14 protein-coding genes are annotated in these 12,686 nt (G+C 70.2%); 9 read left to right on the top strand and 5 right to left on the bottom strand.

What is annotated here, in order from left to right:
- Nucleotides 1-3 precede the first annotated feature (3 nt).
- Together ACFFIC_RS15835 and ACFFIC_RS15830 are read right to left on the bottom strand one after the other, a co-directional pair.
- Entirely contained in the window at nt 4-690 is a 687-nt protein-coding gene (locus ACFFIC_RS15835) for an aspartate/glutamate racemase family protein (protein ID WP_377052029.1), read from the bottom strand.
- On the bottom strand, nt 687-875 hold the full coding sequence (locus ACFFIC_RS15830) for a hypothetical protein (protein WP_377052027.1): 189 nt from the start codon (nt 873-875) through the stop codon (nt 687-689). Before ACFFIC_RS15830 ends, ACFFIC_RS15835 begins: the two co-directional genes overlap by 4 nt.
- Before the next feature lie 548 nt (nt 876-1,423).
- Between ACFFIC_RS15830 and ACFFIC_RS15825 the strand changes: the two genes are divergently transcribed.
- Together ACFFIC_RS15825 and ACFFIC_RS15820 are read left to right on the top strand one after the other, a co-directional pair.
- Entirely contained in the window at nt 1,424-2,419 is a 996-nt protein-coding gene (locus tag ACFFIC_RS15825; RefSeq protein WP_377052025.1) for an isopenicillin N synthase family dioxygenase, read from the top strand.
- Nucleotides 2,420-2,610: 191 nt separating this feature from the next.
- Nucleotides 2,611-4,239 (top strand): SDR family oxidoreductase, encoded by a 1,629-nt coding sequence (locus tag ACFFIC_RS15820; protein WP_377052023.1) that lies wholly within the window; start codon nt 2,611-2,613, stop codon nt 4,237-4,239.
- A gap of 91 nt (nt 4,240-4,330) precedes the next feature.
- Here the strand turns inward: ACFFIC_RS15820 and ACFFIC_RS15815 are convergent, their stop codons facing one another.
- Both ACFFIC_RS15815 and ACFFIC_RS15810 read right to left on the bottom strand, forming a co-directional pair.
- The gene (locus tag ACFFIC_RS15815; RefSeq protein ID WP_377052021.1) at nt 4,331-4,663 is read right to left on the bottom strand and encodes an NIPSNAP family protein; all 333 of its coding nucleotides are present in this window, start codon (nt 4,661-4,663) and stop codon (nt 4,331-4,333) included.
- Between the two features lie 35 nt (nt 4,664-4,698).
- On the bottom strand, nt 4,699-5,289 hold the full coding sequence (locus tag ACFFIC_RS15810; protein ID WP_377052019.1) for a TetR/AcrR family transcriptional regulator: 591 nt from the start codon (nt 5,287-5,289) through the stop codon (nt 4,699-4,701).
- 269 nt (nt 5,290-5,558) lie between these two features.
- Here ACFFIC_RS15810 and ACFFIC_RS15805 point away from each other — a divergent pair, with 269 nt between their 5' ends.
- From ACFFIC_RS15805 to cynS, 7 genes are read left to right on the top strand one after another with little or no spacing between them, the layout of a single operon-like run.
- Nucleotides 5,559-6,098, top strand: coding sequence for an OsmC family protein (locus ACFFIC_RS15805; RefSeq protein WP_377052017.1), 540 nt, complete (start codon nt 5,559-5,561; stop codon nt 6,096-6,098).
- Complete coding sequence (locus tag ACFFIC_RS15800; RefSeq protein ID WP_377052015.1) at nt 6,098-7,222, top strand: acyl-CoA dehydrogenase family protein; 1,125 nt, start codon at nt 6,098-6,100, stop codon at nt 7,220-7,222. The genes ACFFIC_RS15805 and ACFFIC_RS15800 overlap by 1 nt, the downstream gene beginning before the upstream one ends.
- A 27-nt stretch (nt 7,223-7,249) precedes the next feature.
- Entirely contained in the window at nt 7,250-8,125 is an 876-nt protein-coding gene (locus ACFFIC_RS15795; protein ID WP_377052013.1) for a sulfurtransferase, read from the top strand.
- Between the two features lie 22 nt (nt 8,126-8,147).
- On the top strand, nt 8,148-9,491 hold the full coding sequence (locus tag ACFFIC_RS15790) for a CmpA/NrtA family ABC transporter substrate-binding protein (RefSeq protein ID WP_377052011.1): 1,344 nt from the start codon (nt 8,148-8,150) through the stop codon (nt 9,489-9,491).
- Between the two features lie 5 nt (nt 9,492-9,496).
- A complete protein-coding gene (gene ntrB / locus ACFFIC_RS15785) occupies nt 9,497-10,345 on the top strand; it encodes a nitrate ABC transporter permease (RefSeq protein WP_377052009.1) in 849 nt (282 codons plus the stop codon).
- Between the two features lie 4 nt (nt 10,346-10,349).
- A complete protein-coding gene (locus ACFFIC_RS15780; protein ID WP_377052007.1) occupies nt 10,350-11,234 on the top strand; it encodes an ABC transporter ATP-binding protein in 885 nt (294 codons plus the stop codon).
- A 9-nt stretch (nt 11,235-11,243) separates the two neighbouring features.
- Nucleotides 11,244-11,690 carry a cyanase gene (gene cynS, locus ACFFIC_RS15775; RefSeq protein ID WP_377052005.1) on the top strand — a complete coding sequence of 149 codons (447 nt, stop codon included), beginning with the start codon at nt 11,244-11,246 and terminating at the stop codon, nt 11,688-11,690.
- A gap of 25 nt (nt 11,691-11,715) precedes the next feature.
- On the opposite strand, the gene ACFFIC_RS15770 is transcribed toward cynS, so the two are convergent.
- Nucleotides 11,716-12,678 (bottom strand): glutathione S-transferase family protein, encoded by a 963-nt coding sequence (locus tag ACFFIC_RS15770; protein WP_377052003.1) that lies wholly within the window; start codon nt 12,676-12,678, stop codon nt 11,716-11,718.
- Between the last annotated feature and the right edge of the window lie 8 nt (nt 12,679-12,686).

Here is a 12,686-nt window from a genome sequence, read left to right as displayed (position 1 = left end):
CTCTCACCGCAACATGGACCGCAGCGCCGAGACCGCACTGTCCGGCGTGGTCAGCACCGGCACGTTCACCCGTGCGCGCACGGCCGGGGCGCTGCGCGCCATCGAGAATTGCGCGATCACGATAGAATCCACCGGGGGCAGCGCGGCCGCCGCGGCCGCGATCAGCGCGTCGTGCTCCTCGCCCCGCCCGGCCTGCAGCGCCGCCAGCGCGCCCTCGACCAGCCTGGCCTCCACCACCAGTGCCTTGCCCTGCTCGCGTCCCATCGCCTCCAGTTCCGCCAGCATGGGCGCCCGGGCCGGCGGGAAGGTGCAGAGCAGGCCGATGCGGTTGCCGTGGCCGATGGCCTCCCCGAAGGCGGATTCATTGGGCTTGAGCACGGGGATGCGCTGGTCGCGCTTCACCGCGTCGATGGCCGGGCCGAAGGCCGAGCAGGTGAAAAGAATGGCGTCGCTCCCCCGTCCCTCCGGGCCGGCATCGGCGGCGTAGCGGCCGACGGTGCGGAAGCGCTCGGTCATCTTGAGGCCGAGGCGCCCGTCATCGGCGGCGTGGTCGGCCGAAAGCGAGCTGTCCAGCAGGTCGTGCGTCTCCGCCTCCGGCCAGCTGGCGGCGAAGGCGGCGTGGATCGGCGCCAGCGAATCGCGCAGCGCGTGGATGAGCATCACGCGCTTGCGCGCGCCCGTTGCCGTCATGTCCCGTTCCTCTCCTGGCGGTGCGCGAGCAGCGTCTTGCCGGCCATCGGCAACCCCGCAATCCCGATGTCGCCCGGCAGCGAACCCGTGATGAGGAGCGCGCGCCGGTCCGGCCCGCCGAAGGCGACGCCGACGGGGTGATGGTGCTTCGGGGCGGGCGGGCGGACAAGGTGGGTCGGCAGCATGGTCCTGCTCCACCGCGATCGCGGCCCGGCCACGAGGCGCCCCGACCGGCCGAGCCGCCGCCACCCCGGGCCGCGTTGAGGTGCAGGCAGGAAACACCGTCGGGCGGCGGATCGCGCTTGCATCGCCGCCGCGCCGCGGACTAGGTTCCGCCCGCGAGTAGAAGCGGTCAGGGCGAGCCCGCCCAGGACATTGCTCCGGCACCTTCCAGCCGAGGCACCCATTGCTCGCACCTCCCAGACCCGAACCGATCCCGCAAGGCGCCGCTCCGCGCCGTGCTCCGCAGCCCCCCGGCCGCGCAAAAGGCCGCGCCCGGCGCTCCGGCGGCGCGCGGACCCGTTCTTGCAGACCCGCCCCATCCCTGCTGGCACGTCACGACGAGCCGCGGGAGGGCTGACCAGATCCCGCCCGCGCGGCGATCCCCGCCGGCGGGTGGCGAGCAGGAGTAGAAGCGGTCGAGCGCCCCGGGGCACAACCCCTTCCGGGCCGGACATTGCTCCTTCAACCGGAGGCAGGCCGCGGCCGCTTCCCCTGACCGAGGAGAGTTAAGATGAGCGCCACCCAGCAGAGCTACGGCCTGGAAGAACTGAACCGCGAGAAGACCTTCGGGGGCATGGGCACCACGAAGGAACGCAAGGTCCCCCGGATCGACATGGGCAACTTCGAGGCGCGCAAGGCCGAGATCGCCGACCAGCTCTGGGCCGCCTCCACCGACACCGGCTTCTTCCAGCTCGTCAACCACGGCATCACCCAGGACCAGATCGACGAGGCCTTCGACCTTTGCGCGAAGTTCTTCAACCTGCCGATGGAGAGCAAGGCGAAGCTGCCCATGCTACGCGGCACCAACACCGGCTGGGAATACAAGACACAGGTCCGCCCTTCCACCGGCACCCCCGACAACAAGGAATCCTTCCAGATCACCGTGCCGCGCATGAAGGGCCTCTGGCCTTCGGGCGATGAACTTCCGGGCTTCAAGGCGGTGATGCTGGCCTTCGAGCGCGCCAACTGGGCACTGGGGATGAAGGTGCTCTCCTGCTTCGCCCTCAAGCTCGGCTTCCCGCCGGACTTCTTCACCGAGGCGCACGACCCGACCTCGCCCGAGTACCAGTCCACGCTTCGGATGATCCACTACATGGCGATGGAGAATGCCAAGCCCGAGGACTTCACAGGTTGGCGCGCGGGCGCGCACACCGACTACGACTGCCTCACCCTGCTGCACCAGCGCACCGGACAGGGCGGCCTTCAGCTCTGCCCCGGGAAGGAAGTCACGGGCGAACTGGCCTGGACCGACGTGCCGCCCCTGCCGGGCGTGATCACCTGCAACATCGGCGACATGCTGATGCGCTGGAGCGACGACCAGCTTCAGTCCACCCTGCACCGGGTGCGGATGCCGCGCGCCGACGAGTATCTCGGCCCGCGCTACTCGCTGCCCTTCTTCTGCCAGGCGAACAAGGACGCGGTGATCCGCAGCGCGAGCGGGCGGTTCGAGCCGATCACGGCCCACGACTACCTGCAGCAGCGCATCGCGGCCAATTTCGCGGGCTAGTTGCGGGCCCGCCAAGGCCGCCGGGAAGGAAGGGCGCCGGGCACCACCCGGCTCCCTTCGCACCGGCGTCATCGCGCTGGGTCGGCAGGGAGGGGACAAGGAGGGATCGGCACGGGGCAACTGCGGGGAACACCGGGCAAAACCATGGGAGGCCTGCGTCGTTGAGACCCCGCAATGCCGAGGACCCCCCCATGCCCGCACCCAAGCTGAAGCCCCTATCGGAGCAGGTGATCGTCATCACCGGCGCCACCTCCGGCATCGGCCTCGCCACCGCCCGCATGGCCGCCGACCGGGGCGCGGCCGTGGTGATCGCCGCACGCAACGAGGACGCGCTGAACGCGCTGGCCGCCGAGATCCGCGCCAAGGGAGGCCGCGCCGAACCGGTCGTGACCGACGTGGCCGACATGGCCCAGGTGGAGGCGATCAGCGCCGCCGCCATCACCGCCTTCGGCGGCTTCGATTCCTGGTGCAACAATGCCGGCGTCGCCATCTTCGGCTCGCTGGAGGACGTGCCGCTGGAAGACCAGCGCCGCCTGTTCGACGTGAACTACTGGGGCATCGTGCACGGCACCCTGGTCGCCGCCCGCCACCTCAAAGGCAAGGGCGGCGCCATCGTCAACACCGGCAGCGTGCTGTCCGACCGCTCCATGGCGCTTCAGGGGCCCTACTCGGCCTCGAAGTTCGCCATCAAGGGCGTGACCGAGGCCTTCCGCACGGAATTCCTGGCCGAGGGCTACCCGATCAGCGTGACGCTCATCAAGCCCGGCCCGATCGACACGCCCTATATGGAGCATGCCCGCAACCTCCTGGGCACGACGGGCACGCGCAACCCGCCGCCGAGCTACCACCCGCGCGTGGTGGCGCGCGCCATCCTCTACGCCTGCGAGCACCAGGTGCGCGACCTCGTGGTCGGCGCCGGCGGGCTCGCGGTTTCCGCCATCGGGCGCCTCGCCCCCAAGCTGACGGACCTGATCATGAGCAAGATCGCCAAGCCGAGCCAATCGAGCAACGAGCCCGGACGGGCCGAGCGGCGCGACAATCTCTATGACGCGCGTGAAGACCTGGCCGAGACCTCCTCCCTTTCCGGTCCCCCGCCGCGGCGCACCTCCTTCCTGCTGGAAGCGCAGATGAACCCGCTCGGCCCGGCCGGAATCATGGTGGGCGCCGCCGCCCTGCTCGCCGGCGCCGCCTTCGGCATGTACACGCTGCGCCGCTCCAAGCCCCTGCCCGAGCGCTTCGCCGACCGCGCCCGGCGCGGGATCGGCTCACTGGGGAGCGAGGTTCGCCGCGGCATCGGCTCACTGGGGCACGAGGCGCGGCACGGCATCGGCAGCCTCGGGCACGAGGCGAGCCGGATCGCCGGCCGCGCTGTCGGCTACGCCGAGAAGGAGGCGCGGCCCTACCTCAGGAGCGCGCGCAAGGAGGGCGGCCGCTTCGCCGACCGTGCCAGCCGCTACGCCGCCTCCACCTATGACGATGCGCGCGAGCGCGGATCGGACCTGTACGACGAGGCGCGCAGCCGTGGGCGTTCCTTCTACAAGTCGGCGCGCGGCGGGAGCGAGGACCTGTACGACGACGCGCGCGACCGGGGCTGGAGCCTGTTCAAGCGCGGCCGCGACACGGCGGAGGACGCGCGGGACACGGGATGGAGCCTGTTCGGCCGTGCCCGCGACCGGGGCGAGGATGCCTATGAGGACGCGCGCGACACCGGATGGAGCCTGTTCGGGCGGGCGCGGCACGAGGCGGAACGGCAGCGCCGCTATGCGGCGAAGCGTGGCGAGGGTCTCCTCGACCGGATCGCCAACGCCCTGAGGGGATGATGGTGGAAGCGAGGCCGGGAGGACCATCCCGGCCTCGCCGCTGTTCCCCCTGGGAACGGACGCCGGGGGAGCTCACCTCCCCCGGCGTTCCTCACGTCTGCTCGGAATAGGCCTTGAAGAAGGCCGTCGGCGCGACGATCCGGTTCTGCATCTCCTGCAGCACGCCAAGCTCCGCCGCCTTGGCGAGATAGGCCTGGAAGCCGGGATCGGCGGCCATGGCGGCGCGGCGCTGCTCGCGGTCCGCCTGGCTGTCATAAGCCCAGAGGTGGACAACGCGGTTGAGCGGCCCCTCCACCGTCGTGTACCAGCCGAGGCAGCGGCCGAGATACTTCTTCTGGATTTCCCAGGCCATGGTTTCGTACAGCTTCACGAACTCGGCCATGCGGTTGGGCGCGCAGGTATAAATCCGCAGGTCCACGATCATCGCGTTCTCCTTGGGTGGGGACACAGGCCCGAAGGTCAGGCGGGCGCACGTTCCTCGACCGCGAGCAGCGCGTCCAGGGTGCGGGCCGCCACACGCAGCACCCCTTCGTCTCCGCTGACCATCAGGGCGGCCACGGTGCCGTCGATCAGCAACAGCAGCTGGCGGGCGAAATCAGCGGGCGCGGCATAGCCGGCTTCGCGCACCAGCCCCTCCAGGAAGTCCAGGCAGGCGCGCTGGTGCTCGCCGGCCAGCTCGCGCAGCCAGGCCTCGCCCTTGGTGTGCTCGGCCACCGCGTTGATGAAGGCGCAGCCATAGAAGCGGCCACCGCCGAACCAGCCGGACAGGGCGGGAATGATGCCGCGCAGCCGCGCCTGCGGGTCGTCCGAGGCCCCCCTCACCTCGGCGGCGAAGGCCTCTCGCCAGACCTCACCTTCCTGCCGCAACGCGGCGCGCACCAGGGCTTCCTTGGAGCCGAAGCGCGCATAAAGCGTCATCTTGGAGGCGCCCGCGGCGGCCAGGATGCGGTCCACGCCGGTGGCATGGATGCCGTCGCGGCAGAACATCTCGCGGGCCACGGCGATGATCCGCTCGTGCGGGGCGGTTGCTTCGGGTGGAGGAAGGGGCACGGCGGTCCCGGCCTTGGACGCGATGAGACTGCTCCTGTCTGGCGCAGGGACTGCCCAGGAAGGGGGCAGTCCCGGAGGGTGATGGTCCGGCAGGCCCCTTGATCCCAGGGAAGGCGGCCGTATCGCCTGCATCATGCCGCATCGGAATGGGGCAGGCGAGGGCTTCCGGTGGCTGGCACGCCCGTTGCTCCATCCAGACTGACCGTTCTGTCTAACTCGCCGGAAGTGTCACGGCTGGCAGGCGGCATTCCGCGACGGAGAGAGCCCCCATGAGCGCCCAGCCCGCCACCGCCCTCACCTCCTGCCTCACGCCCATCGACAAGGATGGACTGGAGGGCCTGATCGCCAGGGGCCGCGCCGACCCCGCCGCCATCAAGACCCTGAAATGCCGCACGGTGGCCGAGGGCCGCTTCCGGCACCTCAACATGATCCGCAACCTGCCGCCCCATGTCGTGGACGAGCCGCCGGCCCTGCTGGGCGACGACACAGCGCCGAACCCCTCGGAGGCGGCCCTGGCCGCGCTCGGCTCCTGCCTCGCGGTCGGCATCCACGCCAACGCCGTGGCCCGCGGCATCACGGTGCGCAGCCTGGAGGTTGAACTCGAGGCGGACATCAACATCACGGCCGTCTGGGGCACGGGCGACACCTCGCCCAAGCCCGTGGGCTTCGAGGCGGTTCGCGCCAAGGTGCACCTGGACGCCGATGCGCCGAAGGAGGAACTGGACGCGCTGATCGCCCATGCGGCGGTGTGGTCGCCCGTGGCCAACACCTTCACCAAGCCCGTCGCCCTCGACGTGAAGGCCGCCTGATGGACGGCGCCGGCCCCGTTCTCCGCGGAACCGGCACGGCGTCCGTCCTGGAGCGGGTGCGCCGGCGCGTTTCCAACGAGTTGAAACCGGAGGCCGACCGGATCGACCGGGAAGGCCACTACCCCCTGGCCACGCTCCAGGGCTTCGGCGCGGACGGCGCCTTCGCGCTGCACCTGGCAGGGCACACGCCCCTGGCCAGGGCTGACCTCTGGGCCGCGATCGAGGCCATGGCCGCGATCGGATCGGCCTGCATGTCCTCCGCCTTCTGCGCCTGGTGCCAGGACGCCTGCGGCTGGTACCTGGAGAACACCGCGAACGCCGCCCTGCGCGAGCGCCTGCAGGGCGGCGTCGCAAGCGCCGCGCTGATGGGCGCGACGGGCCTGTCCAACCCCGTCAAGGCGCTCTCGGGCATCGAGCCCTTCAACCTCCAGGGCAAGAAGGTGCCCGGCGGCTGGCGGGTGAACGGGGTGCTGCCCTGGGTGTCCAATCTCGGCGAAGGCCATGTCTTCGGCACCATCTTCCAGGCCGCCGACGACCCGGCCCACAAGGTGATGGGCCTGTTCACCTGCGGCGCGAACGGGGTGAGCATCCGGCAGAGCGCGCATTTCGTGGCGCTGGAAGGCACCGGCACCTTCGGCATCCGCTTCCGGGACGCCTTCATCCCCGAGGAGGACCTGCTGGCCGACCCGCTGGGCGGCATGGCCAGGCGCATCCGCCCCGGCTTCATCCTGTTGCAGACCGGCATGGGCTTCGGCGTGATCGAGGGCTGCATCGAGGCGATGCAGCGGCCCGGAACCGGCAGCGGGTCGAGCAACCGCTTCCTGCCGGACGGGCCCGCGGAACTGTGTGACCGCGCCGCCGCCCTGCGCGACACGGTGGCGGCACTGGCCGCCACGCCGCACGACCCATCGGACGACTACATGCGGCGCGTTCTCGAGGCCCGGCTGGCGGTGAGCGAGCTGACCCTGGCCGCCACGCAATCCGCCGTGCTGCACGCCGGCGCCCGCGGCTACCTCATCGGCTCCGGCGTGCACCGCCGGCAGCGGGAGGGGGTCTTCGTCGCCATCATCACCCCCTCCGTCCGCCACCTCCGGCAGGAACTCGCCGGAATGGCCCGGAACTAGCATCCACCTCAGCAACGGAGACGTATCGTGAGCGAGAAGGTCCTGCTTTCCCCGTCCGAGCTGTCCGACATGCTGGGGAAGCCCGGCACGGTGCTGATCGACACGAGGTCCCCCGAAGCCTTCGCCGCCGGGCACATCCCGGGCGCGGTCAACCTGCACGACATCTTCACCTATCTCGCCACCTCCTCCGCCGAGGGGATGGAGGCGCTGCGCGGCAAGTTCGCGGAGGGCTTCGGCGCGGCCGGGCTCGGCGGCGCGGAGACGGCGGTGCTTTACGAGGAGAGCATGAACTCCGGCTTCGGCCAGTCCTGCCGCGGCTGGTTCCTGCTGAAGTTCCTCGGCTATCCCGACGCCACCGTGCTGCTGGGCGGCTTCGCGGCCTGGAAGGCGGCCGGCGGCGCGGTGACGGCCGCGGCCTCCATGCCCGGGCCCAAAGCCTTTCCGGTGGTGGACACCGGCACGGCCTGGATGATCGACCGGGACACGATGCTGGCCTCGCTGGATGACCCCTCCATCGTCAAGCTCGACGTGCGCGACGCCGACGAGTGGATCGGCGCCTCCTCCTCCCCTTACGGCCCCGACTTCTGCCCGCGCAAAGGGCGCATCCCCGGCGCGAGATGGATCGAGTGGTACCGGCTGATGAAGCCTTCCGCCGGCGGTCCGACCTTCAAGTCGGCGGACGAGATCCTGGCGGAGTGCCACTCCGTCGGCATCACGCCGAAGACCCCTGTTTATCTCTACTGCTTCAAGGGCGCCCGTGCCTCCAACACGCTGGTCGCGCTGAAGGCCGCGGGGGTCGAGGACGTGCGGCTCTATTTCGGCTCATGGAACGAATGGAGCCGTGACGAAAGCCTTCCCGTCGAGAGCGGCCTGCCCTGGTCGCCATCACCAGCCACCGCCTGATCCCTCACGGAGACAACCGCGCATGAGCCAGCCGCCTTCCCGACATCTCCCCGGTTGCGCCTGCGGGCGGCACGGCAGCGATCTTCTCTGCGATGCCGCCGTGGCGGATGGCACGGGCGCGATGGGCGAGGCGGCGCAGCGCGCCGTGCTGCGCGCGGTTTTCCCCGGGGCGGCGACGCGCCGCGCCCTGCTGCAGGCCGTGGGCGCCGCCACTGTGCTGGCGGCGCTGGACCGCGTGCTGCCGCTGGCCTCCGCACGGGAGGCCTTGGCGCAAGCCCCGGGCACGCCCGAGAAGCGCGACCTGAAGGTCGGCTTCATTCCCATCACCTGCGCGACGCCGATCATCATGGCCCACCCGATGGGCTTCTACAGCCGCAACAACCTCAACGTGGAAGTCATCCGCACCGCCGGCTGGGCCGTGATCCGCGACAAGGCCATCGCGCGGGAATACGACGCGAGCCACATGCTCTCCCCCATGCCGCTGGCGATGAGCATGGGAGCGGGCGTCGCGGCCCCGGTGGCCTGGTCAGTCGCGGCCATCGAGAACACCAACGGGCAGGCCATCACGCTGGGCAGCAAGCACAAGGAGAAGCGCGACCCGAAGGACTGGCGCGGGTTCCGCTTCGCCATTCCCTTCGACTACTCCATGCACAACTACCTGCTCCGCGGATATCTCGCCGAGAACGGCATCGACCCCGACCGCGACGTGACGATCCGCGCGGTCCCGCCGGCCGAGATGGTCGCCAATCTTCGCGCCGACAACATCGACGGCTTCCTGGGCCCGGATCCCTTCAACCAGCGCGCGGTCTTCGACGGCGTGGGCTTCCTGCACGTGCTGACGAAGGAGATGTGGGACGGCCACCCCTGCTGCGCCTTCGCCGTGCCGCGCGCCATGCCCGCGGAGGCGCCGAACACCTTCGCCGCCCTGATGCGCTCCATCGTGGAAGCCACGGCCTACGTGGCCAGGCCCGAGAACCGCAAGGAGGTGGCCGGCGCCATCGCCGCCCAGAACTACCTCAACCAGCCCGTCACGGTGGTGGAGCAGGTGCTGACCGGCACCTTCGCGGACGGCCTCGGCCGCGTGCAGCGCGTGCCCGACCGCATCGGCTTTGACCCCTTCCCCTACGGCACCATGGCGGTCTGGATCCTGACGCAGATGAAGCGCTGGGGGCAGATCCGCGGCGACCTCGACTATGCGGGCGTGGCGTCCCAGGTCTTCCTCGCCACGGAGGCCGGGCGGGCCATGCGCGAGCAGGGGATACCCGTGCCGGCCGAGCCGATGCGCCCCGTGACCATCTACGGCAAGCGCTTCGATCCCTCCCAGCCCGAAGCCTATCTCGCCAGCCAGACCATCCGGCGGAGCTGAACACCTTGGGCAGACCTGTTCCCGGGTGGAAATCCGCCCTGCTCTCGCTCGTGCTCCTGGCGCTCTTCCTCGGCGCCTGGGAGCTGGCGGTGCGGCCAGCGGGCGGCGGCACGGCTGTGGTGGACCCCGAATACGCGGCACTCCTCGGGCAGGCGGCGCAGCAGGGCAACGCCACGCCCATGCCGGGACCGGGCGAGGTCGCGCGGCGCCTCTGGGAGCTGTTGCGCGACCCCTTCTACGTGCGCGGCTCCAACGACCAGGGCATCGGCATCCAGCTCGCCCATTCCATCGGCCGCGTGGCCATGGGCTTCGGCCTCGCCTGCCTCGTCGCCATCCCCCTCGGCTTTCTCATCGGCATGTCGCCCCTGCTCTACGGCGCGCTGAACCCCTTCATCCAGGTGCTGCGCCCGGTCTCGCCGCTGGCCTGGATGCCGCTCGCGCTCTACTCGATCAAGGACAGCTCGATCAGCGCGATCTTCGTCATCTTCATCTGTTCCATCTGGCCCATGCTGCTCAACACCGCCTTCGGCGTGGCGGGCGTCCGCAAGGAATGGCTGAACGTTGCCCGCACGCTGGAGGCGGGGGGCTGGCGCACCGCCATCCGCGTGATCCTGCCGGCGGCCGCGCCCACCATCCTGACGGGCATGCGCATCTCGCTCGGCATCGCCTGGCTGGTGATCGTCGCGGCAGAGATGCTCGTGGGCGGCACCGGCATCGGCTACTGGCTGTGGAACCAGTGGAACAACCTCTCCATCGCCGACATCATCATCGCCATCCTGCTGATCGGCGTGGTGGGGCTGGTGCTGGACCGGCTGCTGGGCATCGCCGCCCGGGCGGTGTCCTATGCGGAGTGACGCCATGGGCACCGCCCCCGGCCTTCGCCTCGCCGAGCCCGCATCGCCGCCCGCCGCCCGCCCCTATGCCAGCGTGGAGGGCATCGCGCGCCGCTACGGCGCCGTCGCGGTGTTCGAGGATGTGTGGTTCGGCATCGGCCGCGGCGAGTTCGTCTGCCTCGTCGGCCATTCGGGATGCGGCAAGACCACCATCCTGAACATCCTGGCCGGGCTGGAGCCGCCGGATGGCGGCGTTCTCGTTGTGGACGGCAAGGAGGTCACCGGTCCCTCGCTCGACCGCGCCGTGATCTTCCAGGGGCATGCGCTCATGCCCTGGCTGACGGCGGCGGGCAACGTCGCCTTCGCGCTGTCATGCCGCAACCCGAGATGGTCCCGCGCCCGGTGCGAGGAGGCGGCCGGGCTGGCGCTGGCCCGCGTCAACCTGGCGCATGCGGCGGACAGGAAGCCCGCGCAGCTTTCGGGCGGCATGAAGCAGCGCGTCGGCATCGCCCGCGCCTTCGCCCTCGCGCCCAAGATGATGCTGATGGACGAACCCTTCTCGGCGCTGGACGCCCTCACCCGCGGCGCGCTGCAGGACGAGGTCGCGCGGCTGGTGGCGGAAGCCAGCCAGACCGCCTTCATGATCACCCACGACGTGGACGAGGCCATCCTGCTGGCCGACCGCATCCTGCTCATGTCCAACGGCCCCGGCGCCCGCATCGCGGAGGTGGTGGTGAACACCCTGCCCCGCCCGCGCACCCGCGCGAACCTGCACCACATGCCCGGCTACCACCCGCTGCGCGACCACATCCTGGATTTCCTGCTGACGCGCAGCAGCCGCTTCGACGCGAAGGCACCGCCCGCCGGCTGGACGCCCCGCACGCCGCCGATCACCCAACCCGCCGCCTAGAGAGCCATGATGAACGACGCGAAGACCGAACTCGGCCGCAAGATCCTCCGGATCAAGAAGAAGCAGGGCCTCAAGTGGACGGAGGTTGCCGACCGCATCGGCATGAGCCCGGTCTGGACCTGCGCCCTCTGCATGGGCCAGATGAGCGCCGAGCCGCACCATGCCCAGGGCATCGCCGACCTTTTCGGGCTGGACGAGGAGGAGCAGGCGACGCTCTGCGAGATCCCCTATCGCGGCGCCCAGCCCCTGCCGCCGACGGACCCGCTGATCTACCGCTTCTACGAGTTGATCCTCGTCTACGGCACCACGTGGAAGGAGATGATCCACGAGGAGTTCGGCGACGGCATCATGTCGGCCATCGATTACGACATGAAGCTGGAGCGCCAGCCCGACCAGAAGGGAGACCGTGTCCGGATCACGATGTCCGGCAAGTTCCTGCCCTACAAGCGGTACTGACCCGTGCACGGGCGGCGGGGTTTCCTCAGCGTCCCCGCCCGTGCGGCGCGTTCAGGTCCTGCACCGGCCCGAGCGGCACGATGCCGGTCGGGTTGATGGTGGGATGGCTTCCGTAATAATGCCCCTTGATATGGCCGAAGTCGCAGGTCTCGCCGAAGCCCGGTGACTGGAACAGGTCGCGCAGGTAAGGAAACAGCGCCGGATACTCCGCGATCTGCCGCAGGTTGCATTTGAAGTGGCCGTGATACACCGCATCGAAGCGCACGAGCGTCGTGAAGAGCCGGATATCCGCCTCGGTCAGCCGCTCCCCCATCAGGTAGCGCTGGGAGGACAAGCGCGCGTCCAGGCGGTCCAGCGTCTCGAACAGCGGGCGCACGGCGTCCTCGTAGGCCTCCTGCGCCGTCGCGAAGCCGGCCTTGTACACGCCATTGTTCAGGGTGTCGTAGATCGTGGCGTTCAGTTCATCGATCCCGGCGCGCAGTGCCTCCGGATAATGGTCGCCGGGTCCTTCGAAGGCGTGGTCCAGCATCCGGATGATCTCGGCGGATTCGTTGTTCACGATCCGGCCGCGCCGCTTGTCCCACAGCACGGGCACCGTCACCCGCCCCGTGTAGCGCGGCTCGGCGGCGGTGTAGACCTGATGCAGGAACTCCGCGCCGTTGACGCTGTCCGGGATGACGCCCGGCCCCTCCTCGAAGGTCCAGCCCTTGTCGCCCATGTGCCAGTGGACCACCGACAGTCCGATCGCGTCCTGCAATCCCTTGCGCGCGCGCATGATCAGCGCGCGGTGCGCCCAGGGGCAGGCGAGCGAGACATAAAGGTGGTAGCGGCCCGGCTCCGCCGCGAAGCCACCCTCGCCGGTCGGGCCAGGGCTGCCATCCGGCGTCACCCAGTTGCGGAAGGCGCTGTCCTTGCGGACAAAGCGACCGCCGCTGGCCTTGGTGTCGTACCAGCGGTCCTGCCACTGGCCGTCCACGAGCAATCCCATCGGGCGCG

This window comes from Muricoccus vinaceus (assembly GCF_042433125.1).
In the GTDB taxonomy this organism is placed as follows: Bacteria; Pseudomonadota; Alphaproteobacteria; order Acetobacterales; family Acetobacteraceae; genus Roseomonas; species Roseomonas vinacea.
Note: the sequence above shows the minus strand (reverse complement) of the source record. Positions and strands in the feature narration are given on the sequence as shown.

What these genes read in the sequence shown, in the direction of transcription:
- ACFFIC_RS15780 (WP_377052007.1), top strand. Translation starts at nt 10,350, where the DNA reads ATGGGCACCGCCCCCGGCCTTCGCCTCGCCGAGCCCGCATCGCCGCCC.
- ACFFIC_RS15825 (WP_377052025.1), top strand. Translation starts at nt 1,424, where the DNA reads ATGAGCGCCACCCAGCAGAGCTACGGCCTGGAAGAACTGAACCGCGAG.
- ACFFIC_RS15835 (WP_377052029.1), bottom strand. Translation starts at nt 690, where the DNA reads ATGACGGCAACGGGCGCGCGCAAGCGCGTGATGCTCATCCACGCGCTG.
- ACFFIC_RS15805 (WP_377052017.1), top strand. Translation starts at nt 5,559, where the DNA reads ATGAGCGCCCAGCCCGCCACCGCCCTCACCTCCTGCCTCACGCCCATC.
- ACFFIC_RS15830 (WP_377052027.1), bottom strand. Translation starts at nt 875, where the DNA reads ATGCTGCCGACCCACCTTGTCCGCCCGCCCGCCCCGAAGCACCATCAC.
- ACFFIC_RS15770 (WP_377052003.1), bottom strand. Translation starts at nt 12,678, where the DNA reads ATGGGATTGCTCGTGGACGGCCAGTGGCAGGACCGCTGGTACGACACC.
- cynS (WP_377052005.1), top strand. Translation starts at nt 11,244, where the DNA reads ATGAACGACGCGAAGACCGAACTCGGCCGCAAGATCCTCCGGATCAAG.
- ACFFIC_RS15800 (WP_377052015.1), top strand. Translation starts at nt 6,098, where the DNA reads ATGGACGGCGCCGGCCCCGTTCTCCGCGGAACCGGCACGGCGTCCGTC.
- ACFFIC_RS15790 (WP_377052011.1), top strand. Translation starts at nt 8,148, where the DNA reads ATGAGCCAGCCGCCTTCCCGACATCTCCCCGGTTGCGCCTGCGGGCGG.
- ACFFIC_RS15815 (WP_377052021.1), bottom strand. Translation starts at nt 4,663, where the DNA reads ATGATCGTGGACCTGCGGATTTATACCTGCGCGCCCAACCGCATGGCC.
- ACFFIC_RS15820 (WP_377052023.1), top strand. Translation starts at nt 2,611, where the DNA reads ATGCCCGCACCCAAGCTGAAGCCCCTATCGGAGCAGGTGATCGTCATC.